General features: G+C 62.5%; 25 protein-coding genes and 3 pseudogenes. 18 read left to right on the top strand and 10 right to left on the bottom strand.

Going from position 1 to position 26,057, the window contains the following annotated elements; translation table 11 throughout:
• The first annotated feature begins 28 nt into the window (after positions 1–28).
• Positions 29–1,657: a chaperonin GroEL gene (groL, locus tag CN933_RS30955; protein WP_102763403.1), complete on the top strand. Its 1,629-nt coding sequence runs from the start codon at positions 29–31 to the stop codon at positions 1,655–1,657.
• A gap of 198 nt (positions 1,658–1,855) precedes the next feature.
• Here the strand turns inward: groL and CN933_RS30950 are convergent, their stop codons facing one another.
• Entirely contained in the window at positions 1,856–2,602 is a 747-nt protein-coding gene (locus tag CN933_RS30950) for a DUF899 domain-containing protein (protein WP_102763402.1), read from the bottom strand.
• A gap of 271 nt (positions 2,603–2,873) precedes the next feature.
• Between CN933_RS30950 and CN933_RS30940 the strand changes: the two genes are divergently transcribed.
• From CN933_RS30940 to CN933_RS30905, 8 genes are all read left to right on the top strand, one after another.
• Complete coding sequence (locus tag CN933_RS30940) at positions 2,874–3,410, top strand: 3'-5' exonuclease (protein ID WP_018099167.1); 537 nt, start codon at positions 2,874–2,876, stop codon at positions 3,408–3,410.
• A gap of 134 nt (positions 3,411–3,544) precedes the next feature.
• Positions 3,545–4,096, top strand: coding sequence for a Spy/CpxP family protein refolding chaperone (locus CN933_RS30935; RefSeq protein WP_102763401.1), 552 nt, complete (start codon positions 3,545–3,547; stop codon positions 4,094–4,096).
• A gap of 36 nt (positions 4,097–4,132) precedes the next feature.
• Complete coding sequence (locus CN933_RS30930) at positions 4,133–4,831, top strand: response regulator (RefSeq protein WP_102763400.1); 699 nt, start codon at positions 4,133–4,135, stop codon at positions 4,829–4,831.
• Positions 4,832–4,835: 4 nt separating this feature from the next.
• The gene (locus CN933_RS30925; protein WP_102763399.1) at positions 4,836–6,098 is read left to right on the top strand and encodes a sensor histidine kinase; all 1,263 of its coding nucleotides are present in this window, start codon (positions 4,836–4,838) and stop codon (positions 6,096–6,098) included.
• A gap of 216 nt (positions 6,099–6,314) precedes the next feature.
• The gene (locus CN933_RS30920) at positions 6,315–7,205 is read left to right on the top strand and encodes a helix-turn-helix domain-containing protein (protein WP_018099171.1); all 891 of its coding nucleotides are present in this window, start codon (positions 6,315–6,317) and stop codon (positions 7,203–7,205) included.
• A 194-nt stretch (positions 7,206–7,399) separates the two neighbouring features.
• Complete coding sequence (locus CN933_RS30915) at positions 7,400–8,023, top strand: (2Fe-2S)-binding protein (RefSeq protein WP_018099172.1); 624 nt, start codon at positions 7,400–7,402, stop codon at positions 8,021–8,023.
• On the top strand, positions 8,020–8,997 hold the full coding sequence (locus CN933_RS30910; RefSeq protein ID WP_102763398.1) for an FAD binding domain-containing protein: 978 nt from the start codon (positions 8,020–8,022) through the stop codon (positions 8,995–8,997). The genes CN933_RS30915 and CN933_RS30910 overlap by 4 nt, the downstream gene beginning before the upstream one ends.
• Positions 8,994–11,219, top strand: a complete 2,226-nt coding sequence (locus CN933_RS30905) for a xanthine dehydrogenase family protein molybdopterin-binding subunit (protein ID WP_102763397.1) — start codon at positions 8,994–8,996, stop codon at positions 11,217–11,219. The genes CN933_RS30910 and CN933_RS30905 overlap by 4 nt, the downstream gene beginning before the upstream one ends.
• Before the next feature lie 81 nt (positions 11,220–11,300).
• Here CN933_RS30905 and CN933_RS30900 read toward each other — a convergent pair whose 3' ends face one another.
• The 3 genes from CN933_RS30900 to CN933_RS30890 form a co-directional block, all read right to left on the bottom strand.
• Positions 11,301–13,082 carry a monovalent cation:proton antiporter-2 (CPA2) family protein gene (locus tag CN933_RS30900; RefSeq protein ID WP_102763414.1) on the bottom strand — a complete coding sequence of 594 codons (1,782 nt, stop codon included), beginning with the start codon at positions 13,080–13,082 and terminating at the stop codon, positions 11,301–11,303.
• 204 nt (positions 13,083–13,286) lie between these two features.
• Positions 13,287–14,075, bottom strand: a complete 789-nt coding sequence (locus CN933_RS30895; RefSeq protein WP_102763396.1) for an SDR family oxidoreductase — start codon at positions 14,073–14,075, stop codon at positions 13,287–13,289.
• A complete protein-coding gene (locus CN933_RS30890; protein WP_102763395.1) occupies positions 14,072–14,398 on the bottom strand; it encodes a nuclear transport factor 2-like protein in 327 nt (108 codons plus the stop codon). Before CN933_RS30890 ends, CN933_RS30895 begins: the two co-directional genes overlap by 4 nt.
• A gap of 94 nt (positions 14,399–14,492) precedes the next feature.
• Here CN933_RS30890 and CN933_RS30885 point away from each other — a divergent pair, with 94 nt between their 5' ends.
• Positions 14,493–15,398 (top strand): LysR family transcriptional regulator, encoded by a 906-nt coding sequence (locus tag CN933_RS30885; RefSeq protein ID WP_102763394.1) that lies wholly within the window; start codon positions 14,493–14,495, stop codon positions 15,396–15,398.
• On the opposite strand, the pseudogene CN933_RS32205 reads toward CN933_RS30885, so the two are convergent.
• Together CN933_RS32205 and CN933_RS30875 are read right to left on the bottom strand one after the other, a co-directional pair.
• Positions 15,395–15,839 (bottom strand): annotated as a pseudogene (locus tag CN933_RS32205) (TA system VapC family ribonuclease toxin). The gene CN933_RS30885 and the pseudogene CN933_RS32205 sit on opposite strands and share 4 nt — an antisense overlap.
• Positions 15,836–16,063: a CopG family transcriptional regulator gene (locus CN933_RS30875; RefSeq protein WP_080636789.1), complete on the bottom strand. Its 228-nt coding sequence runs from the start codon at positions 16,061–16,063 to the stop codon at positions 15,836–15,838. Before CN933_RS30875 ends, CN933_RS32205 begins: the two are co-directional and overlap by 4 nt.
• 235 nt (positions 16,064–16,298) lie before the next feature.
• Here CN933_RS30875 and aztA point away from each other — a divergent pair, with 235 nt between their 5' ends.
• The 8 genes and pseudogenes from aztA (at position 16,299) to CN933_RS30830 (ending at position 24,346) form a co-directional block, all read left to right on the top strand.
• Positions 16,299–17,087 (top strand): zinc ABC transporter ATP-binding protein AztA, encoded by a 789-nt coding sequence (gene aztA, locus CN933_RS30870; RefSeq protein ID WP_102763393.1) that lies wholly within the window; start codon positions 16,299–16,301, stop codon positions 17,085–17,087.
• Complete coding sequence (gene aztB / locus CN933_RS30865; RefSeq protein WP_102763392.1) at positions 17,080–17,946, top strand: zinc ABC transporter permease AztB; 867 nt, start codon at positions 17,080–17,082, stop codon at positions 17,944–17,946. The genes aztA and aztB overlap by 8 nt, the downstream gene beginning before the upstream one ends.
• 19 nt (positions 17,947–17,965) lie before the next feature.
• Positions 17,966–18,961, top strand: coding sequence for a zinc ABC transporter substrate-binding protein AztC (aztC, locus tag CN933_RS30860; protein ID WP_102763391.1), 996 nt, complete (start codon positions 17,966–17,968; stop codon positions 18,959–18,961).
• Between the two features lie 131 nt (positions 18,962–19,092).
• Positions 19,093–19,287: pseudogene (locus tag CN933_RS30855) on the top strand (GTP-binding protein); the annotation flags it as partial.
• Between the two features lie 358 nt (positions 19,288–19,645).
• Complete coding sequence (locus CN933_RS30845; RefSeq protein WP_102763390.1) at positions 19,646–21,166, top strand: ABC transporter substrate-binding protein; 1,521 nt, start codon at positions 19,646–19,648, stop codon at positions 21,164–21,166.
• A gap of 11 nt (positions 21,167–21,177) precedes the next feature.
• Entirely contained in the window at positions 21,178–22,116 is a 939-nt protein-coding gene (locus tag CN933_RS30840; protein WP_102763412.1) for an ABC transporter permease, read from the top strand.
• On the top strand, positions 22,113–22,934 hold the full coding sequence (locus CN933_RS30835; protein WP_102763389.1) for an ABC transporter permease: 822 nt from the start codon (positions 22,113–22,115) through the stop codon (positions 22,932–22,934). The genes CN933_RS30840 and CN933_RS30835 overlap by 4 nt, the downstream gene beginning before the upstream one ends.
• Complete coding sequence (locus CN933_RS30830) at positions 22,931–24,346, top strand: ABC transporter ATP-binding protein (protein ID WP_102763388.1); 1,416 nt, start codon at positions 22,931–22,933, stop codon at positions 24,344–24,346. The genes CN933_RS30835 and CN933_RS30830 overlap by 4 nt, the downstream gene beginning before the upstream one ends.
• An 84-nt stretch (positions 24,347–24,430) precedes the next feature.
• Here the strand turns inward: CN933_RS30830 and CN933_RS30825 are convergent, their stop codons facing one another.
• From CN933_RS30825 to CN933_RS30815, 4 genes and pseudogenes are all read right to left on the bottom strand, one after another.
• Positions 24,431–24,649 carry a hypothetical protein gene (locus CN933_RS30825; RefSeq protein ID WP_102763387.1) on the bottom strand — a complete coding sequence of 73 codons (219 nt, stop codon included), beginning with the start codon at positions 24,647–24,649 and terminating at the stop codon, positions 24,431–24,433.
• A 9-nt stretch (positions 24,650–24,658) separates the two neighbouring features.
• The gene (locus CN933_RS32655) at positions 24,659–25,255 is read right to left on the bottom strand and encodes a hypothetical protein (RefSeq protein ID WP_522954425.1); all 597 of its coding nucleotides are present in this window, start codon (positions 25,253–25,255) and stop codon (positions 24,659–24,661) included.
• A pseudogene (locus CN933_RS32650) lies at positions 25,251–25,616 on the bottom strand (helix-turn-helix domain-containing protein); the annotation flags it as partial. The pseudogene CN933_RS32650 and the gene CN933_RS32655, both read right to left, overlap by 5 nt.
• 157 nt (positions 25,617–25,773) lie before the next feature.
• Positions 25,774–26,057, bottom strand: a 284-nt coding sequence (locus CN933_RS30815; protein WP_146032696.1) for an IS30 family transposase, incomplete at its 5' end; no start/stop codon positions are given.

The raw sequence follows: 26,057 nt of genomic DNA, 5'->3' as shown, positions 1-26,057 counted from the left end.
AACAAGCTGCCTATTGAGGAGTGAAGAAATGGCTGCGAAGGAAGTCAAATTTCAGACCGACGCACGCGAGCGCATGCTGCGTGGTGTCGATGTGCTGGCCAATGCCGTAAAGGTAACCCTCGGCCCGAAGGGCCGTAACGTCGTCATCGACAAGTCGTTCGGTGCGCCGCGGATCACCAAGGACGGCGTCTCCGTCGCCAAGGAAATCGAACTCGAGGACAAGTTCGAGAATATGGGCGCGCAGATGCTGCGCGAAGTCGCATCCAAGACCAACGACCTTGCCGGGGACGGAACGACGACCGCGACCGTGCTCGCACAGGCAATCGTCCGGGAAGGTGCCAAGGCCGTCGCCTCCGGCATGAACCCGATGGACTTGAAGCGCGGCATCGATCTCGCAGTCGATGCGGTCGTGAAGGAATTGAAGAACAACGCCAGGAAGATCTCCAAGAATTCCGAGATCGCCCAGGTCGGCACCATTTCCGCCAACGGCGACACTGAGATCGGACGCTATCTCGCCGAGGCCATGGAAAAGGTCGGCAATGAAGGGGTGATCACGGTCGAGGAGGCCAAGACGGCCGAGACTGAACTCGAGGTCGTCGAGGGCATGCAGTTCGACCGCGGCTATCTCTCGCCCTATTTCATTACCAATCAGGACAAGATGCGCGTGGAACTGGAGGACCCCTATATCCTCATCCACGAAAAGAAGCTTTCCAACCTGCAGGCCATGCTGCCGGTGCTCGAAGCCGTCGTCCAGTCCGGCAAACCGCTCCTTATCATCGCCGAGGATGTGGAAGGCGAGGCGCTCGCCACCCTCGTGGTCAACAAGCTGCGCGGCGGCCTCAAGGTTGCGGCCGTCAAGGCGCCCGGCTTCGGCGACCGCCGCAAGGCCATGCTGGAAGACATCGCCATCCTGACCGGCGGCACCGTCGTCTCGGAAGACCTCGGCATCAAGCTTGAAAGCGTCACGCTAAACATGCTCGGCCGGGCCAAGAAAGTCTCGATCGAAAAGGAGAACACCACCATCGTCGACGGTGCGGGTTCGAAGACCGAGATCGAGGGCCGTACCACGCAGATCCGCGCCCAGATCGAGGAAACGACCTCCGACTACGATCGCGAGAAGCTGCAGGAGCGCCTTGCCAAGCTCGCCGGCGGCGTCGCGGTGATCCGCGTAGGCGGCTCTACCGAAGTCGAGGTGAAAGAAAAGAAGGACCGCGTCGACGACGCCTTGCATGCGACGCGGGCGGCAGTCGAGGAAGGGATCCTGCCCGGCGGTGGCGTCGCATTGCTGCGGGCGGTCAAGGCTCTCGACGGCCTTGAGACCGCCAACAACGATCAGCGCGTCGGGGTCGATCTCGTGCGCCGCGCTATCGAAGCCCCCGTTCGCCAGATTGCGGAAAACGCCGGAGCCGAGGGCTCTATCATCGTCGGCAAGCTGCGCGAGAAGGCGGAGTTCTCCTATGGCTGGAATGCCCAGACCAACGAATATGGCGATCTCTATGCCATGGGCGTCATCGACCCGGCCAAGGTCGTCCGCACCGCGCTTCAGGACGCAGCGTCGATCGCCGGTCTTCTCGTTACGACCGAAGCCATGATCGCAGAAAAGCCCAAGAAGGAAGCCGCACCGGCGCTTCCGGCGGGCGGCGGCATGGACTTCTAAGCGATCGGTCAGGCCCGCCCTTGCCCTCGGGGGCGGGCCTCCCTTCCGGGCGGAAGCATACTTTCCCTCATACCGCTCGAACGTATCGGAGGACTGCAATTTCTCCTCTTCTTCATCTCTCTGTGCTTGTCACGGAGATGAGGGCCGCGCCAACGCTGCGGCGCGGGAAGCGTTCTTTCGGCCCAGGGTCGCCCCGATCTAGTCCTGGTTCCGGAACGCCGCCTCTCCGGCGTCCGACACGTCGACCCACTTCTTGTCCGGCTCGGCGTCTTTGACGTAGCTGTCGTGCCAGTTCCACCATTTGTAGGTCGGGGTCTGCGGATAGCCCTCGGGCGAATCCTCCCAGACTTCCTGCCGGCCGAGCGGCGTGATGTCGAGGTAGTTCCACGTGCTGCCCATCTGCTCGTCGCCGCGATTATTGATGAAGTAGGTACGGAAAACGCGGTCGCCGTCGCGATAGAACACGTTCGTGCCGTGCCACTCGTCCACCCCGAAATCGGCGTCGAAGCTGTCTGTCACGGTAAACCACGGGATTTGCCACCCCATGCTCGCCTTCAGCCGGGCGATGTCCGCCTGGGGTGCCCGCGAGACGAAGACGAGGGTTGTGTCACGGGCGTTCAGGTGGGCGAGGTGCGCCACCTGATCGGCCACCATGGAGCAGCCTCTGCAGGCGTGGTCGGGCCAGCCGAAAACGCCCGGTTCGAAGAAGGCGCGGTAGACGATCAGCTGACGGCGACCGTCGAACAGGTCGACGAGGCTGACCTTCCCCGCAGGGCCTTCGAACGCATATTCCTTCTCTACAGCCATCCATGGCATCCGCCGGCGCTCGGCGGCCAGCGCGTCGCGCGCCCGGGTCAGTGCCTTTTCCTTGACGAGGAGCTGCTCGCGCGCAGCCTCCCAGGCCTGCGGCGGGACGACGGGTGGCGTGTGCATTGGTTTCGTCATGGCTCGGCACCTCCAGTTTGTGCGCTTTGGCAATCTGTACGCATTGGCGCCTCTCGGAGGCGCGATCCCGACCGCGCCATGGCCTGGCTGTCGGGCTTGAAGTAGTTTGGCACCGGGACGCCGGTGGTGGGAGTAACAAGTGTGGCGCCATTCTATTGGAGCTGCTGGCGGCCGCGTGGCATTCCGACATATCGCGTGAGATTCCCTGGACATGTCGATCGAGCGGGACTGACCTAGATTACGTTGGTGCATTGGAAGAACGTGGCCGCGAATGATCGTATTCCTGGATTTCGAAGCATCGTCTCTGAACAAGAAAAGCTTCCCCATAGAGGTCGCCTGGGTCTTCCAGGACGGCCGCTCGCGTTCCTATCTGATACGGCCGGCTCCGGAATGGATCGACTGGTCCGACGAAGCCGAGGAAGTCCATGGCATATCGAGGGAACTGCTTCGGGCGGAGGGGCTCCCCGTCGCGTTCATCGCCGAAGAAATGATCCGTGAGCTCGCCGGACACCAGCTCTATGCCAGCGCACCCTCCTGGGACGGCAAATGGCTGAGCGTGCTGTTGAGAGCCGCCGGGCTGCCAAGGCACGCTCTACGGCTGAAAAGGTCCGACGAGGCCTTCTTCGATGCGGCACGGCGCAAGATGGGCGAGAGGTTTTCGGATAAGGAGATATCGGACCTGGTCCTCGGCGTCATCGGCGCAACCGGGCCGTCGCCCGTCCATAGAGCGCTTCCCGATGCGCGCCTCGAGCTGGATCGATTGAGGCTGGTCGCCGAGGCGGCGGCGGAGCGTGCCGGATCGGTGTAGCTCGTGCTCGCGTCCTCCAGTTTACGGCGCAGCGGCGGCTTTACATTTCTTCACATTCGCCCAGAACGGTCGAAACGTTGTCGAGTTAGCTTTTCTCCATCGCAGCAGGTGCTGCGGAACAAAGGAGACTGGCAATGGACAACGAAGAAAAGGACCTGTCGGGCCTGGGCGCCGGCAAAGCCGTTTCGAAAGGATGGGGACGGCACGCGGCGATCGGCGGCCTCGCGGCCGTCGCGGCCGTCAGCGCGATGGGATTTGCAGCGGCGCGCAGCGACGATTTCGGCTTCGGCATGGGCCGTTTCGGCATGGGCGGCCATGTAATGCAGGCGCATATGGGAGGTGGCGGCTTTATGGAACACCGGATCGGCACCATGCTCGACGAGCTCGATGCGACACCCGAACAGGAAGACAGGCTTTGGGACATCATCGATAATGCCCGCGCCGAGATCAGGCCGACTTTCCGGGACTTCCGCGAGACGCGCGAGGAGGTTATCGAGCTCCTCGGCGCGCCGGGCATCGATCGGGCCGCCGCCGAGAAACTTCGCAGCGAACGCATTGCAGCCATTGACGAGGCCTCACGTAAGATGACGACCGCTCTACTCGACGCGGCCGAAGTGCTGACGCCGGAGCAGCGCGTCAAGCTCGTCAAGCATTTGAAAGAGCGCAGGGGCCACGGCAGGTGGTAAGTATGAGTCGGGCAGAAGATTGAGCGGAGCGCAGGGATGGCGGAACGGGTCTTGATTGTTGACGACGACACGCGCCTGTCCGCCATGCTCTCCGACTATCTCTCCGGAAACGGCTACACCGTCGATACCGCGGCGACCGCCACGGCGGGCATCGCCGAGCTCGGGCGCCGCAACCCTGACGTCGTCATCCTCGACGTCATGCTGCCGGATTTCGACGGCTTCGAGACCTGCCGACGCATACGCGCGGTATCGGACGTCCCCATCCTGATGCTCACGGCCAAAGGCGAGGAGACGGATCGCATCGTCGGGCTGGAGCTCGGGGCTGACGATTATCTTTCCAAGCCCTTCAATCCGCGCGAGCTTCTGGCACGGCTGAAGGCTATTCTGCGCCGCCGAAACGGCAGCGCCGTGGTTGCGCGGTCCCTTCGCTTCGGACGGCTGGAGATCGATCCCGGTTCTCGCTCCGTCAGGATCGACGACCGCGAGTGTACGCTGACGAGCTACCAGTTCGACCTGCTTGTAGCGCTCGCCGAAAATCCCGGCCGCACGCTCTCGCGCGAACAGTTGATGGATGCGGTCAAGGGCGAGGAGCTGGATGCTTTCGACCGCTCGATCGACGTTCACATCTCGCGCATCAGGGCGGCCATCGAGAGCGATCCGAAACATCCGAAGCGCATCATAACAGTGCGCGGCGCCGGCTATGTCTTCGCCCGCTATCAGGACGATATGAGATAAAGCGATGCGCAGCCGGCTGTTCCTGAAAATCTACCTGACACTGCTCGCGAGCCTTGCTGCGGTTGCCGTCGCCAGCGCCGCATTCGTATGGCTCGGGCAGGGCGAGGAGGAATCCGGTTGGCAAAGCCAGCGCGCCCGGTTCGTCGCCGCGCTCATTCCGCCGGACATGGACAACCGGACCGTCGAGGCGACCATTGAGCGGTTTTCACGCGCCTTCAATGCCGACATTGCCGTATTCGACCCGCGCGGCGGGCTGATCGCAAGTGCCGGCAGCCCGCTACCGCGCGACATTCTCGACCAGACTTGGCGCCACGGCCCGGGCAATTTTCACACCATGGTCACCGAACTGCCCGACGGCCGTACCGTGGCTGCGCGCCTGGAACGGCCCTTGCGTCCCTCCAGCCGCAATCCGCTCGCCTACCTCGTTTTGATCGCCGGTGTCATCGGGCTGGCCGCCTATCCGATGGTGCGTCACCTGACTCGCCGGCTGGAGCGGCTGCGCGTGGGCGTGGATGCCTGGGGCAAGGGCGATCTAGTGGCTCGCGTGCCGGAAGACGGCAGCGACGAGGTGGCGGCGGTGGCCAAGAGCTTCAACAGAGCCGCCGACCATGTCGAGCGGCTGATCAAGTCGCACCGGGCGTTGCTCGCAAATGCGAGCCATGAATTGCGCTCGCCGCTTGCGCGCCTGCGCATGGCGATCGACCTCTACGAGCAGGCGCCGAATGAGGATCGTAAGCAGGAAATCATCCGTAATCTTTCCGAGCTGGACACGCTGATCGAGGAGATCCTGCTGGCCAGCAGACTGGACCACGTCGAGAAGCTCGATGCGCTGGAGTCCGTCGACCTTCTGGCTCTCGTCTCGGAAGAGGGCGCGCGCAACGACGTCGAGGTTTCCGGAATGCCTGCGATCGTCGCAGGCGATGCTCGCCTGCTTCGCAGGCTCGTGCGCAACCTTCTGCAGAACGCGCTGCACCACGGCGGTCCACCTGTCACAGCCGCTGTCGCGCCGGCGGACGGTGCTGCGATCCTCAGGGTCCGCGATCACGGGCCCGGCATAGCGGATAGCGAGAGGCACCGCGTTTTCGAGCCATTCTACCGCCCTTCGGGACGGAGCGAGGCTGCGGGCGGCTGGGGTTTGGGACTGGCGCTGGTGCGCCAGATCGCCGAACGTCACGGCGGCGCCGTCCGCTACGAAGCTCCGCCGGACGGCGGCGCCTGCTTCGTCGTGACGCTGCCGGTGCAAAGCAGGCCTGCGAGGGATCGGTAAGGCGCCGGACTCTTTTCGAAAGATCCGCGTACCTCGACGCGGCAGTTGGAATGCGGCAAAGTGGCGTCACGCTGAGCCGTTGACCGCCTCGTGCAAGTACGCGCTACCGCCAATACAAGCCGTCACTTCACCAAACTGTATATTTTGCAAATATTCGAGCAATGCTAGCGTTCCCGAAGCTTGGGTCAGCTGTAGATTAAAGAAGAGGGGACAGCCATGGGCGGGAAAGCGCTTGCGGACACGGCGGCCCACATTCGTCGTTTGCAGCGGGGCTTGTCGCCACCCCTTGTTCCGGAGGTGTTTTCGGATGATACGCGACTGGTCGGCCGGTGGTGGAACAAACCGTTCGAGTATGATCTGCCGCCGCTGAAGGATCATGTGCTCTCTGCGAAATACTCCGGGCAGGGCATGGCCTCGGTGAAGATCGGCGGTCAGACGATTTCCGCTCCCGCGGCGGTGGGGACGATCACGTTGGCACCAAGAGGCCACGGTGGATTTTGGCGTGCCGACGGCCCTGTCGAGGTCTCGAACATTTTCCTGGGTCACAAGCGCCTTCTGGCCAGCGCGGATCAGGTGGGAAATGGCCGGGAGCCCGAGCTGCTTGACCGCGTCAACTTCAACGATCCCAAACTGTTCACCATCATGGCTTTGATCAACGACGAGATAAATTCGGGAGACGCGATCTCCCACTTGTACATCGATCAGCTCCTCGACCTCGTCTGTCTTCAGCTCCTCAGGGCTCATTCCGCAACTTCAATGCCTATCTCGCCTGGACCGCAGCGTGGTCTTTCGGGTTGGCAGGTCAAGCGCGTCACCGGCTATATGCGCGAGAATATGGCGGAGGATATCCGCATTCAGGAACTGGCGGACCTGGTAAACTTGAGCCGATTCCACTTCTGTACGGCCTTCCGTATGGCCACCGGACAGACGCCATACGGATGGTTGACCCGCCAGCGCATCGCCTACGCCAAGACGCTGCTGAGAGATATGAAGCTGCGTGTCAACGATATCGCTCTGGCCGTGGGCTATGAAACACAATCCGCTTTTGCCGCTAGCTTTCGAAAAGCGGTAGGGATCACACCGACCGAGTTTCGCCGTCGGCTCTGACATCTTGCGCCGGGCTCATCGGCGAAATGCTTCAGCGATGCCTGTATTACGGCAGCTTGACGGCTGATGGCTGACTCACGCCGCAGTCCTTGATCGTCACAGCAACATCGGAACAATTCCGAAAGACCGGAACAGTGAAGCCGCGGCGGACGTCCTATCCTCTATCGCCACTACTGAGCTGAAGGGGACCTTTCATGACTGACGAAACAGCAGAATCGCATCCGCCAGGTCTTACCATGTCACGCCGAGAAGCGCTTCAGGCAACCGCCGGGGCCGTGGCCTTTGCGGCGCTGCCGCTCCCAGCCGGGGCAGCAGCGGATTCAACGGCAACGCCCGCGCTTCCCACCCACACGCTGCCGTTGGAAGTGACCGTGAACGGTCGCGTCCATCAGCTGGTCGTCGATCCCCGCTTGTCGGTTCTGGATATGCTGAGGGAGAGGCTCTCTCTGACCGGGACCAAAAAAGGGTGCAACCAGGGTGCGTGCGGGGCCTGCACGGTGCTGATAGACGGCCGGCGCGTCAATGCCTGCCTGGCGCTCGCCGTCATGCATGACGGCGCGAAGATCACGACCATCGAGGGCGTCGCGGAAGGAGAGGCGCTGCATCCGCTGCAGGAGGCCTTCATCGAGCATGACGCCTTTCAATGCGGCTATTGCACATCGGGACAAATCATGTCGGGGCTCGGCTGCATCAGCGAGGGTCATGCGTCCTCGGCCGAGGAGATCAGCTACTGGATGAGCGGCAACATCTGTCGCTGCGGCGCCTATCCCGGGATCGTGGCGGCCGTCGCCCAGGCTGCCAAGGAGGATCGTACATGAGACCCTTTGAATTTCAACGGGCGGCCAGCGAGTCCGAAGCGATCGCCGCAGCCGCTGCCGGAGCCAGATATCTTGCCGGCGGGACGACCCTCGTCGACCTGATGCGCGAGGAGGTGGAGACGCCGGAAAAGATCGTGGACATCAACAGGCTGCCGCTGAATTACATCCGGGCTACGGATGAGGCGATCGTCATCGGCGCGCTGGCGCGCATGTCCGAGGTCGCCGCCAATCAGGACGTGCGCAGATTGCAGCCGCTCATTTCGGAAACGTTGACCGAGGGTGCATCGCCGCAGCTCCGCAACGTGGCGTCGATCGGCGGCAATCTGCTGCAGCGGGTCCGCTGTCCCTATTTCCGAATGCTGGACGCGCCTTGCAACAAGCGCGTACCGGGCTCGGGATGCTCGGCAATCGACGGCCTGAACGCCGGCCATGCAATTCTCGGCACCAGCGAGCACTGCGTCGCCACACACCCATCCGATCTGGCCGTTTCTCTCGTCGCGCTGGGCGCGACGCTCTCCTTGAAGGGGCCGGCCGGCGAGCGAACCATTCCGGTAGAGGAGCTCTTCCGGCTTCCGGAGTCGACGCCTCATCTCGAGCACACGCTGGAACCAGGCGAACTCATCGTGGAGGTCCAGATCCCAAACGGCCCCTATGCGAGAAAGGCGCGCTACCTGAAGGTCAGGGACCGATCCTCCTACGAGTTTGCCCTCGTATCGACGGCGGCGGCTCTTCATGTGGAGAACGGAACAATCCAAGAGGTCCGCATCGCTGCAGGGGGCGTGGGCACCCGCCCGTGGCGCATGAACGCTGTCGAGCAGGCGCTGGTGGGAAAACCCGCCGCTCGCGCCAGCTACGAGATCGCGGCGGCGGTTTCGACCGAGGAGACGCGTCCTCTCTCCCACAACGGGTTCAAGGTGAAACTCCTTCCCGCAACGATCGTACGAGCACTCGAAATGGCAGGAGATGTGGCATGACGACGGCTATCGGTAAATCCTTGTCGCGCATCGACGGCCGCCTGAAGGTCACTGGCCAGGCCACATACGCGGCCGAGTTCAACCAGGAAGGCCAAGCCCACGCGGTCATCGTGGGCAGTACTGTCGGGCTCGGCCGAATAGAATCGATTGACAGCGCAGCAGTCGAGAAAATGCCGGGCGTCGTGGCTGTCATAAGCCACATCAACGCGCAGCGGCTTGCCTACAACGAACACCGAGGGCCTATCGACCCGCCGGCGGGAGAACGGCTTCACGTGTTGCAGGGCTCCGAGGTACGCTTCTTCGGAGAGCCGGTCGCCATCGTCGTCGCCGAAACGCTCGATCAGGCGGAGCATGCGGCCAACGCCCTCAAGGTCACCTACTCCGCCCGCCAGCCGCAGGTCGATGCACATGCCGGCGAGCGGGTCATCCCGGCCGTCGCGCGCCGGCCGGGTGCCCGGGCCGAAGCCGATCTCGCCCGCGGAGATGCCGACAAGGCGCTCGAAACCGCGGCCGTGAAGGTCGAGGCGGAATATGTCATCGCGCGTGAGAACCACAACCCGATGGAGCCGCACGCGACGATCGCCGCCTGGAACGGCGACAACCTGACGCTGTGGAGCAAAAGCCAGTTCGTCGTCAACGAGCAGGCGGAGATCGCCGCCATTTTCGGGCTTCCGCCGGAAAACGTGCAGGTGAACTGTCCGTTCATCGGCGGCGCGTTCGGCACCAGCCTGAGAACCTGGCCGCACGTCACCCTGGCGGCTCTGGCCGCGCGGCACGTCAACCGTCCGGTAAAGCTCGTGCTCACCCGCAAACAGATGTTCTTCGCAACGGGGCATCGGCCTTACACGCTACAGCGCATCGCCCTGGGGGCGCAGGCCGACGGCAAGCTCATCGGTATCGTCCACGAAGGGGCAGGGGAGACGAGTCGTTACGAGGAGTTCATGGAGGCGCTCACGTCCGTGACGAGCTTCATGTATTCCTGCCCGAACGTGCGCACGAGCTATCGTCTCATTCCCCTGGACGCCAGCACACCGACCTATATGCGGGGCCCAGGCGAGGCGAGCGGTATCCACGCGCTCGAATGTGCGATCGACGAACTGGCCTACAAGCTTCAGATGGATCCGATCGACTTGCGACGGATCAACGAGCCGCAGATCGACGAAGGGCGGCAGGTTCCGTTCTCCAGCCGATCGATGCTGAAATGCTACGATCTCGGAGCCGAGCGCTTTGGCTGGAGTCGCCGGACGCCCAAGCCGGGCTCGATGCGGGACGGGCGTCTTCTGATCGGTTATGGAATGGCCAACGCCTCTTATCCATGCCTGTTTGCCCCGGCAAACGCCCGAGTAAGACTTCTCCCCGACGGGACGGTGGAGGTGGAGGCGGCGGCAAGCGACATGGGGCCGGGCACCTACACCTCGATGACGCAGGTCGCCGCGGAATATCTGGGAATTCCCATCGAGCGAATCAGGTTTTCTCTTGGCCGCTCTGATTTTCCGGCGACGCCACCCCATGGTGGGTCGATGACCATGGCGTCTGTCGGCTCCGCAATCAGAGCCGCATGCCTCGATCTTCAGGCGAAGGCGGCCGTGCTTGCCGCAAAAGGCGGAGGCAATGCGGGGCTTGCCGGGCAATCGCCGGAAGCGCTGGAATGGCGCGATGGCATGCTGTTCGTGAAAGGCCGGTCCGATCGAGGCGTCACCTATGCCGAGCTCGTGTCCTATGGCGGGGAGAGCCCGCTCGTCGGGGAGGGGACTGCCGCCCGTGACGGCGAAACCGGACAGAAATATTCCATGCATTCATTCGGCGCGGTCTTCGCCGAAGTTGCCATCGATCCCGACGTGAAGACGATCAAGGTCAGGCGAGCCCTTGGCGCCTACGGAGTGGGCCGGGTCGTCAACCCGAAGCTTGCGACGAGCCAGTGTATCGGAGGCATGATCGGCGGCATCGGCATGGCCATCATGGAACGAACGGTGCTCGACAGGCGCAACGGGCGTCCGATCAATGCGCACATGGCCGATTATCTCGTGCCGGTGAACCTCGATACGCCGCACATCGAAGCCCACTTCGTCGATGAGGAAGACACGATCGTCAACCCGCTGGGGGTAAAGGGGCTCGGTGAAATCGCGCTTGTGGGAATGTCGGCGGCGGTTTCGAACGCCATTCATCACGCAACCGGAAGGCGCGTGCATGAACTGCCGATCATGATCGAGAGCCTGCTGTAGAATGTAGCCGCTTTCCTCTCCTCATTCCTGTGCGCGTCACAGGAATGAGGGTCGCCGCTTCGGCGCTGTCTCTTGCTTCCTTCACGCCGAACCACCAGGCGGCACCACTTCCACCGGCTCCAATTTGCCGCTGAAGAGCGGCCGCCCGGCATAGAGACCGCCGACCAATTCGAGCTCGAGCCGCTTCTCGTCCCGCTGCCGAACCTTCTCGATGATTTCGGCGACCTCGGGAAGATCCGCTCCCAAGGCCTCCAGTGTTTTCTGCCCGAGAACCAGCGAGGATTCGAATGTCTCACGAATGTGGAAATCGGCGCCCGCGCCGATAAGATCCAGCGCGTGCCGCCGGTCCGAGGCACGCGCGAGAACCGGGACGAGAGGGAACTCGGCCTTGATGAGCTCGACGATTTTCGTGGCGTCGTCCGCCTTGTCCACGCAGACCACGATCGCATTGGCGCGCTCGGCGCCCGCCGCATGGAGGATGTCGAGGCGCTTGCCATCACCGTAATAGACTTTGAAATCGAATTCGCGGGCTGTGTTGATCATCTCCACGTCGGTATCGATGATGGAGATGACGTGACCTCGTGTCAGAAGGACCTGGCTCACGATCTGGCCGACACGGCCGAAACCGATGATCAGGACATTGCCGCTGAGGTCCTCGGGCCGCTCGACGCCATCCGTCGACAGCGGAATGTTCCTCTCCACGAGACGCAGCGCCGCGATCAGCAACGGCGTCACCATCATCGATACGATGATGATCGCCGTCAGTATGGCGTTCTCTTCGCCGCTGATGATGCCGGTGCCGAGGGCCGCGGCATAGAGCACGAAGGCGAACTCGCCGCCCTGCGCCATGAAAACCGCACGCTCGATCGCCTCCCAGTTGGACGCCCTGAAGAGCCGTGCCACAAGGTAGATGACGATGGCCTTTACGACCATGTAGGCGGCCACGTAGAAGAGGATCATCGCCCAGCTGCGAGCGATGACGCTAAGATCGAGCGACATCCCGACCGCAAGAAAGAAGAGGCCGAGCAGAATGCCCCGGAACGGTTCCACATCAGCCTCGAGCTGATGCCTGAACGTCGACTCCGACAGCAGGACACCGGCGAGGAACGCGCCCATCGCCATGGAGAGACCGCCGAGCTGCATGACATAGGCCGACCCGAGCACAACCATCAGCGCTGCCGCCGTCATCACCTCCCTGGCCTCGACGCTTGCAATGAGGCCGAAAAGCGGATTGAGCAGATAACGCCCGGCGAGGACCAGGCCTGCAATCGATGCAAGTCCGATCGCGATGGAAAGCCAATCGATCCCCCCGGACGCGGCAACGCTTCCGGGCACGATCGGCGCGAGGAACGCGACCAGCGCAAGCAAGGGCACGATGGCCATATCCTCCACGAGGAGAATCGACACGATGCGTTGTCCCTTCGGGGCCGCCATCTCTCGGCGTTCCTCCAGCAACTGCATGACGATCGCAGTCGAGGTGAGCACGAAGCCGGCGCCGGCGACGAAGGAGGGGGCCACCGGAAAGCCGGTCAGAACGCCGACGCCCGTCAGAAGTATCGCGCAAAGGGCGACCTGTACGATGCCGAGCCCGAAAATCTCGCGGCGAAGCCCCCAGAGGCGAGAGGGCCGCATCTCCAGTCCGATGATGAAGAGGAACATCACCACGCCCAATTCGGCGACGTGAAGAATGGATGACGGCTCCTGGAGCAGCCGAAGGCCGAAGGGGCCGATGGCAATCCCGGCGGCGAGATAACCGAGAACAGAGCCGAGCCCGATACGCTTGAACAGCGGAGCCGCGACGACGGCCGCTCCAAGCAGGGCGATAACCGGCAGCAGGTCTATGCCGTGGGACTCAGCAGCCATATTTCGCTCCGAATTTCCAGATGACGGGCGCCTCGTAGAGCGGCACCAGCGACCGTTGAGGCCGGGACATCCTTCCACTCAACCAGGTTTGAATCAAGCGCGAACGCTTTCGACAGAACCTCAATTCGCTGCACGTCACGCTCGCTCAATCTCCCACGCCGTCAGCCGACGTCCGCCTTGAATTCGGACGTCGGCACGATCACCTCAGACGGTCGGAACGGTGCCTCCGTCGATGACGAATTCGGCGCCGTGGATCGCGGCCGCACGGTCCGAGGCCAGATAGGCGATGAGATCGGCGACTTCGTGGGGGTCGGCCGGACGACCGATCGGAATCCCGCCAAGGCTGTCGAGGACTAGCTGCCGTGCTTCTTCGATCGTACCACCATTGGCCGCCTGTAGACGTTTCAGCAGATCGACGGAGGACTCCGTCATGATCCAGCCGGGGGAGACGACATTGACCCGAACCCCCTTGGGACCAAGCTCCTTGGAGATGGACTTGCTGTAGGCCCTGAGCGCCGCCTTGGCGGAAGCGTAGGCGGTGGTGGCATCGGGCAGGGGAAGCACCGACTGGATGGAGGTCACATGAACCACCGCGCCGCTGCCGCGTTCGATCATCTGCGGGATCAGAAAACGATCAAGGCGGACGGCCGCCAAGAGGTTGAGGTTCAGTTCGGACAGCCAGTGGTCGTCTGTCAGGGCAGTGAAGCCTCCGCCTGGTGTCGACGATCCGCCAAGAACATGAGCCAGGACGTCGATGCCGCCAAAGCGCTCGAGGGCGGCCTTGGCCAAGGTTGCTGCCCCCTCGGACGTCTTCAGGTCTGCCCGGACGAACTCGACGCTGTCGACGGACTCTGGTGTTTCGCGGGCTGAGGTAATCACGCGGGCGCCTCCTGCCAGGAAGCGGTCAACAGTGGCGCGGCCCGCGCCCTTGGTGCCTCCGCTGACCAGCACACGCTTCCCCGCAAACTCGGTTGGATCCACTTTGCTGTTCATGCCGTGATCTCCAAAGCCTTTATCCCGTCGTTCTCGAGGGAAAACCGATAGGTGAAACGGATCGGGCTGCCTTTGAAGTCGCCGTGGACGGGTCCTTCAACCACGACCTGAAGGTTTTCATGACGCACACTGTCCGGAGTGAAGATCGCCTTCACACCTGCAGCCTCGACGAGCAGGTTCCGCAGTTCGGCATGGCCTTCGTAACGACGTCCGTTGTCCAGCACGACCGTATCCGCGCTGAATGGCTTCAGCATGCCGTCAACGTCGAGAAGTGCGTTGGCTTTGACATAGTCCGCGATGGGTCTGGGTAATGGCGGGATCATGAGTGTCTCTCCTTTGCTTGCAGGACATCTAGCACTCAGATATTGGTCACATAAGTGGGATTAACTTCCATGCGCTGATGAAGGGATCGGGACAATGGAGCAGGCCAGCCTGAAGGAACTGGAAGCTGCGATCGCCATCGCCCGGCGCGGGACGTTCCGCGCCGCTTCGATCGATCTCGGTATCTCGACCACCGCGCTGAGCCATACGATCGGCAGGCTGGAGTCGGCACTGGGCGTCAGGTTGTTCAACCGCACCACGCGGAGCGTTTCGCTGACGGATGCGGGGCGCCTGTTCATTCAACATGTCGCTCCGTCGTTGCAGGATCTCCACGCCGCCCTGGAAACCGTGCGCGAGCAGCGCGAAACACCTTCCGGAACGATCAGGATCAACGCGGCACCGTTCGCCGCGCGCGCGATCATCTCGCCGCTCGTGCTCGAGTTCCTGCGCCGATATCCCGACATGAACGTTGACATCGTCACGGAGGGTAGGATGATCGACATCGTCCGGGACGGGTTCGACCTGGGGATCAGAGTCGCAGGACTTGTTCCCAGCGACATGATCGCCGTTTCCCTCGGCCGGCCTCAACGGCACGCTGTCGTAGGGTCTCCTGCATATTTCGAGAGGCACTGTGTCCCTGTGGTGCCGCCGGATCTCCTTACCCACAAGTGCATCCGCGTCCGGCTACCTGACGGCTCGACGTACCGTTGGCGGTTCGAGAAGGACGGCGAGCAGGTTCAGATCGACGTCGAGGGACAGATCTCGCTCGATGAAGCCAGCCTCACGCGGGCTGCTGTGCTCGCGGGTGCGGGCATCGGCTACCTGTTCGAACAGGACATTCTTCCGGAGATCAAGACGGGGCGGGTCATCCGAGTGCTGGAAGACTGGACACCGCCGTACCCGGGTCTCTGCTTGTACTACCCCGGAAGGCGGAATCTTTCGGCAGGTGTTAGAGCTTTTCTGGAACTCGCTCGTGAGCTTGCGCGGCGAGATCGTGATTAACGAACCCGAGTTGCAGTGATCAGGTGCAAGGCAGAATTACCCCTCGTGACCGCCGCTGCTGAGAGCTTGCGATCGAATGTCGCCAGTTGCCCCCCACGCGCCTTGGAGCGCAAGGAGATAGGTGTCAGTTACCTGCCCCGAGGTTAGGATTTTCGTGGGAGCGATATCACCTGACCCGACAAGGCTCACATCGTCCGGCCAAAAACTGTGACCGGGGAGCGACCGCATTTTGCCGACGATCTCCATTACGAGAGACGGTGAACCGGGAGAATTCGGATATTTGGGGTTGCCGACAATCCGGATAACGCCGTTTTCGGTAGTGGGGCAGGTAGCCCACGCGGTCTGACCCGTCGCCGCGAATCATTCGTGCGCATCGTCATGGGCAACATGGCCCGGATCGACTAAGGCAATCAGCACATTGACGTCGAGAAGGAAAGTCACGGCAGTTCGTCACGCAAGGCGTTGACGATCTCGAGCGTCACTGGCGGAGCATCCGGCTGAGGTGATAGGAGAGGAATTCCATTGCGCTCGCCGCTGCTGCGCGGTCTGCGCAAAGAACGTCTAGCCAGTTCGGAAATGACCTCGCCGACGCTCCGGTGCTGCTGGGCTGCCATCGCCTTTGCGGCGATCAGTACATCGTCGTCGATTGCCAGGGTCGTTCTCATGTCGGCCTCGTCGCGCATCAGCCATCACGCATCATTTAAGGATGCGAAGGGACGCAGTCATTGGTCCGATCCGCTCACGGCGGAAAAAATCACATTCTCACCTCTCTGCGCGAAACACGAGTCTCCGCGTGAGGCAGCGCTCCCGGCGGTCGGCGAATATGTTATTACGTTACATTTCCGATTGACGAACGTAATAACATTACCTATGCAGTCGCTGTCAATCCCCGAGGACGCGATGAACAACACTTGTCTGGAATTCAGGAACCTGACGCTTGGCTACCGTGGCCACGCGGCCGTGCATCACCTGAGCGGTGGTGTGAAGCAGGGTTCGCTCACCGCAATCGTTGGCGCCAACGGGTCAGGCAAATCCACCCTGCTGAAAGGCATAGCCGGGATTTTGAAGCCGATCAGCGGTGCCTGCGCTCCAGGGTTTCGGCGCCTTGCTTATCTGGCGCAGCAATCAGAACTCGACCGGACGTTTCCGGCGCGTGTGATCGATCTCGTGTCCCTCGGTCACTGGCAGAAGCGCGGCTTGCTTGGGCGCCTCACGGCCGCCGACAAGATCAGGCTTTCCACTTGCCTTGACGCGGTTGGATTGACCGGTTTTGAGAAGCGCCCCCTCGACAGCCTTTCCGGCGGGCAGATGCAGCGCGCGCTTTTTGCGCGCACCATGCTTCAGGATGCGGACCTGATCCTGCTGGATGAGCCGTTCAATGCGGTCGATGCCCGCACCATTGCGGACCTCATTCTCGTTATCAAATCCTGGGTGTCCGAAGGACGAACGGTTCTGTGTGTGCTGCACGACCACGCGCTGGTGCGCGAGCATTTTCCCGAGACGTTGCTGATCGCCCGCAGGCCGGTGGCATGGGGTGCCACCTCCGACGTCATGACATCAGAGAACTTGTGCAGAGCGCGCAGCTTTCAGGAGGCCTGGGACGAGCAGGCTGGCTGGTGTGAAGATGATGCACGGCAGGGACGCCACACTCATCTCCCACATGATCATAAGGTTGCCGGTCATGTATGAGGATCTCATAGGCCCATTCCTGCGCTATGGCTTCATGCAGCGCGCTCTCTTCGGATCGCTCGTGTTGTCCGTTAGCTGTGCGCCTGTCGGCGTTTTTTTGATGTTGCGGCGCATGAGCCTGACCGGGGATGCGATGGCGCATGCCATTCTCCCCGGGGCCGCCGTCGGCTTTGTGCTCTTCGGGCTCCGGATCGTCCCGATGACGATCGGTGGTCTGGTCGTCGGACTGCTGGTGGCGCTCGGCTCAGGCATTGTCTCGCGCTTCACCGTTCAGAAGGAGGACGCTTCGCTCGCCGCCTTCTACCTGATCTCGCTTGCGGTCGGGGTGCTGCTGGTGTCGTGGAAGGGATCGAGCGTCGATCTCATGCACGTCCTATTCGGCTCGGTGCTGGCTCTCAATAACGCGGCGCTTACGCTGATTGTCGGCGTCGCCGTCATCACATTTGCGGCGCTCGCTATTTTTTGGCGGGCGCTCGTCGCTGAATGTCTCGACCCGCTTTTTCTGCGGTCCGTCAGTCGCATCGGAACGCCGGTTCACCTCATCTTCCTGACGCTGGTCGTCCTCAACCTAATCGGTGGGTTCCAGGCGCTCGGCACGCTTTTGTCGGTGGGCCTGATGATGCTGCCGGCCGCTGCCGCCCGCTTCTGGACCAACGAGGTGCGTGCGATGTGCGCCATTGCGACCGTCATCGCAGCGATCTCTTCGGTCAGTGGATTGCTGCTGTCGTACCACGGGTCCTTGCCTTCCGGTCCCGCCATCATTCTGACGGCGGGCATCATCTACGCCGTGTCCGCCCTGGTGGGGACGCGGGGAATGCTTCCGAGTGCCCTCACGTCCCGCCGCCACAAAACCGCCTGATCAACTGTAGGAGATCTCCATGTTGAACACTCTACGCCTTGCCACCTATGCCAGTCTGATCACGCTTGGCGGCTTTGCCTCCAGCGCATCCGCTGCCGATCTGAAAGTGGTCGCCAGCTTTTCGATCATCGCCGACTTTGCCAGGAACGTCGGCGGCGATCTGGTGGAGATTTCGACGCTGGTGGGGCCCGATGGCGACGCTCACGTCTATGAACCCCGGCCTGCGGATGCCGCTGCTCTGGAAGGAGCGGATGTCGTTCTCGTCAATGGTCTTCAATTCGAAGGCTTCATGTCACGTTTAATCGAAGCCAGCGGCACAAAAGCTTCGGTGGTCGAGGTAAGCAAGGGCATCGAGCCCTTGAAAACTGCGGAAGAGGAACACCATCACGAGGACGAGGCCCACGCGGAGTCAGAGCATGATCGCGCCGGCGGGGAAAAGGCCGAAGCCGGCCATGACCATGGCCATGAGGGTCATCATCACGGCGAGTTCGATCCGCATGCCTGGCAGTCGATCCACAATGCCGAAATCTATGTGAAGAATATCGCCGATGCCTTCTGCGAGGCCGACAAGGCCGGTTGCGCGACATACAGGGCCAACTCGGAGGCTTACGTTGCAAAGCTCGGCGAGCTTGAGGCCGAGGTGAAGGCCGCCATCGAAGCCGTTCCCGCGGACAAGCGCACGGTGATCACGTCCCATGACGCTTTTGGCTATTTCGAACATGAATACGGCCTCAACTTCATTGCCCCTGAGGGCATCTCGACCGAAGCGGAGGCTTCCGCAGCGGACGTGGCAAAGTTGATCGATCAGGTGAAGCACGACAAGGCTTCGGCGATCTTCCTCGAGAACATCACCAATCCGCGTCTCATCGAGCAGATCTCGACGGAAACCGGCATCAAGATCGGCGGCACGCTGTACTCGGACGCCCTGTCCAAGAGCGACGGCCCCGCAGCTACCTATATCGATATGTTCCGCTACAACGTGAACACGATGAAGGCCGCGATCCTCGGCAGCTGATCGCACGGCTTACCCCGCTCACGCGGGGGAAGCCTCCGACCTGAAAAAATCAACCCACATGAATTCCCTGCAGCATGATTGGCGGCCTGTTCAAGCGGTGGCGCAACGCACCCGGCTCCACGGAGGATGATGTGAGACGGCTCTACGATTCCGTGCCGGTCACGCTTCTGACCGGCTTTCTCGGTCCGGGCAAGACAACCCTGCTGAACGACATCCTGGCCGATCCGGCCATGCAGGGGACGGCCGTCATCGTCAACGAGTTCGGAACCGTTCCGATCGATCACGATCTCGTCCGCAAGGGCGATCCGGGATCTGTTCGAGGAACTGGCGCCTCACACGGCGAGAGCCAGGCGAGGTGCTGCATGAGCCCGCCCTTCGTCAACCCGCTGGCACGCAATGATCCCTCTGTCATCAACAGCGCCCGCGCGATCAAATCCTGGGTGCGCGAACTGCTCGCACTATCGGACGATGCCATCGTGTCGGTCAGCGAACTCGCCTGTCACGTGCCGGGCTGCCCCCCGAAGGAGACCGTGATCCTGGTGATGCGGGGCAGCGAAACGGTCCAGGCCGCGGTTCACAAGGCAATGGAGGACGTGACGGAAGACGACGTGGCCCATGCGTTTTCCGCTGCCTTTGATCCCCCCTGATTTTGCAGATCAACAAACTGAAAACGGAGAAAAATCCATGCGCGTTGCGAAAGCGCTTTTCCTCACACTCTTGCTGGGCTCATCGTTGCCGGCAGGTTTTGCTCGGGCCGAACCCCTGAAGGTCGCTGGCCCCTGGGAAATTACCGGCATCGAACCGGCACAGACGGGCTATGTCTTCAGTCGTCTCCAGGTCGCGGAGACGCTCGTGACCACGGACAAGGAGGGCGCGCTTGTTCCGGGTCTTGCCGAGAGCTGGACGGTCTCGGAGGATGGGCTCGTCTGGACCTTCAAGCTGCGCGGCAACGCCGTCTTCCATGACGGGACACCGGTTACGGCCGAGGCGACGGTCGCCAGCCTTCAGCGGGCGCTGGCGGGTGTGGGCGTCCTGTCGCAGGCACCTATTGGCGGTATCGAGGTCGAAGGCAGCGATGTCGTGATACGACTGGCCAAGCCGTTTTCGGCATTGCCCGCCTATCTCGTGCATTTCAGTACCATCGTGCTCGCGCCGTCGTCCTTCGATGTGGCCGGCAAAGCCACGCAGATCGTCGGTACCGGACCCTACAAGGTGAAGGCCCTCACGCCGCCGGCGCGCCTGGAGCTGGAAGGCTCCGGCGCGTGGTGGGGCGGCGAGCCAGGCATTGCCGATGTGACCTATTTGGCCGTGGGGCAGGGGGAAACGCGAGCCCTGATGGCCGAGAGCGGCGAGGCCGATCTTGTCTTCTCCATGCTTCCTGTCTCCGTGGACCGGCTGAAGGCCAATCCGAAGCTGGATGTGCAGATCGCGACCATCCCGCGCACCCGGCTGTTGAAGGTCAATGCGGCCTCGCCTTTCTTCGATCAGGTTGAGGAGCGGCAGGCGATCAGCGCCGCGATTGACCGCATCGGGACCACCAGGGTGATCTTGCGCAACACGGATCTCGCCGCGACGCAGCTCTTCCCGCCCGCAATGAAAGGCTGGAACTCGCCTGACGTCCAGCCGCTGGAGAAGGACCTCGACAACGCGAAGGAATTGCTCAAGGCAGCCGGGTGGGTACCGGGAAGCGACGGTATTTTGGAGAAGGACGGCGAGCGCTTCAGCGTGACGATGCTGACCTATGCAAGCTGGCCGGAATTGCCGCCGCTCGCAACCGCCCTTCAGGCCCAGCTTCGGCAGGTCGGCATCGACGTCAGGGTTTCCGTCGGCAACAGCTCGGAGATCCCTGCGCGCCACCAGGACGGCACGCTGGAGATGGGGCTGATCTCGCGGCTCTATTCGATCGTGCCCGACCCCGTCGGCACGCTGCTCCAGGACTACGGTCCGGGTGGAAGCGATTGGGGCTCGATGGGCTGGGACAACAAGGAGATGCAGGCTATCGTCGATCAACTGGCGGCGACAAGCGATCCCGCCGTTCGCGCGCCACTCCAGAAACGGGCCGTCGAAATCCTGCAGGAGGAACTGCCGAGCATTCCGGTCACGTGGTCGGAACTGGCCATCGTGTCCAGCAAACGCATCGCCGGGGTCGAGGTCGATCCGCTCGAGGTGAACTACGGCCTCTCCTCCATTCGCTGGGCGGAATGACGGACATGGCGATCAGGAATTTTCTTCTGGCGCGCCTGCTGCAGGCAGGCATCGTCGCGATCGTGGTCGGAGGCCTGTGCTTCGTCCTGATGCGCGTGCTGCCGGGCGATGCAGCGATGCGCATCGCCGCCGGCCGCTATGGGCCGGACGCGCGCATTGCCGATGCGGCGGAAAAGGTACGTCTGGAACTCGAGCTCGACCGTCCGATTGCCGTGCAGTTCATCGAATGGCTCGGCAGTCTCGCGCGCTTCGATCTCGGTCATTCGCTGGTTACCGGCCGTGCGGTGGCCCATGAGCTTCAGGTCCAGCTTGGCGCCTCGGTCTGGCTGGCGGCGGCGGCGCTTGCGCTGTCGCTGCTGATCGGCCCGATCGTCGGCCTCTTCGGCGGCCTCAAGCCGGGTGGAACCGCGGACCGCGTCGGCCTCATGGGCGCGGTGACCTTCCGGGCCATTCCGCCCTTCGTTCTGGGCCTCATCCTGATGCTGATCTTTTCGCGTCAGCTCGGCTGGCTGCCTCCGGCGGGCTTCGGTTCGCCGCGGGAAATCCTGCTTCCGGCGCTGACCCTGGCGCTCGGCCTGGCGGCGATGTCGAGCCGTGTCACACGCAATGCCGTGGCGACGGTGGCGCGGGCGCCCTATTTCGCCTTCGCCCGCTACAAGGGGCTCGCCGAGGCGGTGGTCGTGCGCCGCCATGGGCTGCGGAACGCCGCAATCCCCGTCGTGTCCTATCTCGGCCTTCAGGCGATCTATCTGATCGAGGGGGTCGTGGTCGTCGAATCCCTTTTTGCCTATCCCGGCATCGGTCATGCGCTGGTGCACGCGATCGTCGAGCGCGACGTGCCGATGGTGCAGGGCACGGCGCTGACCATGGGCCTTATGTTCGTCGCCATAGCCGCCATCGTGGACCTTCTGACGCTTTGGCTCGACCCGCGGATGAGGAAAGTCGCATGACGACCATTGACCAGACATATCAGCCGGCAAAAAGCGGACCCGGAGCCACGCGTCTGGCCGGCGCAGGCCTGCTGATCCTGCTCGGCGGTTTCGCCATCATCGGGCCGGCGGTCATTCCGGTCGATCCGGCGGCCCAGGATTTTGGCGCCAGTCTTGCCCCGATCGGTGGCGATTACCTGCTGGGCGCCGATCACTACGGCCGCAGTCTGCTGGCGCGGCTTGCCCATGGCGCACGGCTGTCGTTCGGAATGGCCTTCCTCACCATGCTGGCTGCCGCGATACCCGGTGTCCTGTTCGGTCTCGTCACCGCCTGGAGAGGCGGTTGGACGGAACGCGGGCTCGAATTCGTGGCAACCATCGTCCTGGCATTGCCCGGCCTGATGCTGGTCCTGCTGTTGCTCGCCTTCTCGCCGGGCGACTACGGCCCGCTCTTCCTCGGCCTGGCCCTGACGCTCTGGGTCGAGTTCTACCGGGTGACGAAGGCGACCACGAAAACCATCTTGTCCCAGCCGCATGTCGAGGCGGCGCGTATGCTTGGTTTCGGTTCGCGCTACATCCTTGTGCATTACGTGCTGCCGGTCATCGCACCGATGATCTCGACGCTTGCCGCTTTCGCCATGGCAACGGCCATCATCGCGGTCTCGACATTGAGCGCGATCAGCGTCGGACTGCAACCGCCCACAGCCGAGCTCGGCAGCATGATCGTTGAACTTCTGCCCTACTTTGCCGAGGCGCCGGTGCATGTGCTGCTTCCCGCTGCCCTGATCTTCCTGCTCGTTCTCGGCCTTCAACTTTTCGCTCAGGGAGAGCGCGCATGAACGTCCAGATGATGAATGATCTTGCGGTTCACGACCTGTCGATCGACACAGTTGACGGACCGATCGTTTCAGACGTCTCGCTTTCGCTCGGCAAGGGCCGGCCACTGACCCTGCTTGGAGAAAGCGGTTCGGGCAAGTCCCTGGTCGCCCAGGCGATCATGGGCAATCTGCCGGCGGGTGTGCGCGCCTCGGGGCGCGTGCTCTTCAAGGGTCGGGATCTCCTTGCTGAACCGGCTGCGGAACGGCGCCGCCGCTGGGGCCGAAGCATCGGCCTCCTGCCGCAGGAGCCATGGCTGGCGCTGGACCCGACGATGCGCGTCGGCCCGCAGGTCGGCGAGATTCACCGCTACGTCAAAGGCATGACGGCCACCGATAGCGGGGCAGCGACCAGACAGAATCTAGCTGAGGTCTCCCTTTCATCGGCCGAGGCTCTCTTTCCGTTTCAGATTTCTGGCGGCATGGGCCAGCGCGCGGCAATCGCGATGGCCCATGCCGGCGACACCGAATTATTGATCGCCGACGAGCCGACAAAAGGTCTCGATGCGGAGCTGCGGGACTCGGTGGCGGCACGGCTCAAACATGAGGTGGAGACGGGCCGATTGCTTCTGACCATCACGCATGATGTTGCTGTTGCCAGGGCGCTCGGCGGCACTGTCGGCGTCATGCTTGGGGGCCGACTGGTTGAGTACGGGCCTGCCGAAACGCTGTTTGCGGAACCGCAGCATGCCTACACCAAGGCACTTCTTGCCGCTGAACCTTCGCAATGGGCGCGCAAGACAAGGGCAACGCCCGGCAAGACCGTTGTTACAGCGCAGGGGCTGGAGAAGCGTTATGGCGACAGGGTGCTGTTTTCCGGCTTTGATATCGAGATTGCCGCAGGCGAGATCGTGTCTGTCGTCGGTCCGAGCGGCTGCGGCAAGACGACGATCGGCAATATTCTGCTCGGCCTGACCGGGCCCGATGCAGGTGCGGTCGTGAGAGATGCCGAGCTGTCGCCACTTAGGTTCCAGAAGCTCTACCAGGATCCACCGGCTGCCTTCGCGCCGCATCAGACGGTCCGCAAGGGTTTGAAAGATCTCGCTCGTCTCCACGGTAAAGACTGGACGGAGATCGAAGTCCTGTGCGACCGACTGCGTTTGCAGAGCGCCTTGCTCGATCGACTGCCGGGGCAGGTTTCCGGTGGCGAGTTGCAGCGGTTTGCCCTGGCGCGTGCGCTTCTGCTCGATCCAGCCTTCCTCTTTGCCGACGAGGCGACGTCTCGACTTGACCCGGTGAGCCAGCAGGACGTTATCACGTTGCTCCATGAGATCGTCAGGGAGACCGGTCTGGCGGTTCTTCTGGTCACTCATGACCGCGATCTGGCAGAAAAGGTCTCGACACGGCTCATAGAGTTGGGAGGCGCTCATGGGTAAGCCGCTTGAAGTTGTCCGCGGTGCCCCCAGGCTGAGCCTTGACCATTCCCCGGCTTCTCCATCTAACTGCCGCGACGGTTCCCCTTATTTGCGCTGCTGAGCAATTGCTAGAGCTGCTACGATTAGGTCTGCTTCGACTTCTCGCGCGAAGGTGTTGACCATAGTGGGACCATGCTCGGGCACGCTGATGTCGAAAAGCGTTTCGCCATCCTCGGCGAGCACTTCCAACCGAATGCCATCGAACTCGACGTCTGAGGCCCACTGGTACTCAAACACGCTATCATTAAGCGCCAGCGTTCCCATGCAGGCGCTTTAGCATGTCGGGATTATATCCGCTACGTCGGACGCTCGCCCGCCTTCAGTCTTGCCAGCGACTGCTGCCGCCGGCGATGACCAGCGGATCCTTGGTAAATGCGGCTTCCGGCCAGGCTTCGTGCCGCGCTTTTGATAGCCATTGCTCTGGCCGCCATCGGGAATGCCGAACATATGGTCCGTCTGGCCGGTGCGGCGCGGCCCGCCCTTGCTGTGCTGTTGCTCTCGCCCGGCCTGAATCTCGGCCACAAGCGCCAGCACGTCATCAAGGCGCTTGTTCTCAACCACCTCGGAGCGGTGCACCGAGCGCAGCGTGTCGAAGGTTCTGTCGGGCAGGGACGTCCGCTCATGGGTGACCTCGAGGCGACCATCGGGATAGTCGCAGACAATGACCTTCTTGCCGGCGAGCGACGTGGCGAGGTCGGTCGGATCGAGGATGAACATCACCTTGTCATAGCGCAGCGTCAGCGACTGCGACAGCTTGCGGATCTCCTCGCGGCACATGGCGCCATCGAGGTTCTCATGCGCGGCAAACGGCCGGCGCATGTCCTTCGGATTGCGCGGCGCCTCGCCGAAGCGACGATTGAAGTCGGCCATCAATCCGGCGCATAGGCATGGCCAGTTCGCCATAGGCCTCGCGTCGCAATCGTGGCTGATGAAACGTCCGCCGCTGCTTGCGCGACAGCCAAAGTCCGGCATCCGCCATCCAGCTGCGCAGCGTCTCGCGCGACACCCGCAAACCATCGCGCTCAGCAAGCTCCTCGGCTGCCAAGCTCGGACCAAAGTCCGCATAGCGTTCGCGCACGATCGCCAGGGCATAATCCCGCACACCGTCGCAAATCCGATTGTTCGATGGCCGACCAATCCCCTTGTGCCGGATCGATGCTGCACCATCCGTCCGGATCCGCTCCAGCAAGCGGCGGACCTGGCGCGTGCTTAAGCCCAGGACATGCGCTGCAGGTCACGCTCGCTCATCGCAATCAATCCCATCCGCAATCTCCCACGCCGTCAAAACGCCGGGAGAGTGACATTCCTACTTTGCAAAAACAGGACACTTTAACTTTGCGGTGGAGAATCTAACCCAAGCGCAACAATGACGTGTGAAGGGTAGGGCATCAGCTACTTTCGCGCAAATGTGCCATGAAGACTTCGGCCGGTGTGCGGTAGCCCAGGCACTTGCGCGGCAGCGAGTTCATGTGATGGGCAAGGGCGACCAGCTGCTGCTGGTTGACGGCGGATAGATCCGTATCGCTTGGCACAAAGCGGCGGATACGCTTGTTGGCGTTCTCGACGGCGCCTTTCTGCCAAGGTGAATTCGGATCGCAAAACCAGCTCCTGGCGCCGAGTCCATCTTCCAAAGCCCTGAAGCCGCGAAACTCGGTACCGCGGTCGAAAGTGA

This window comes from Sinorhizobium sp. M4_45 (genome assembly GCF_002885915.1).
In the GTDB taxonomy this organism is placed as follows: domain Bacteria; phylum Pseudomonadota; class Alphaproteobacteria; order Rhizobiales; family Rhizobiaceae; genus Sinorhizobium; species Sinorhizobium meliloti_A.
The sequence above is the reverse complement of the archived record's forward strand: the minus strand, read 5'-3'. Positions and strand labels throughout refer to the sequence as shown.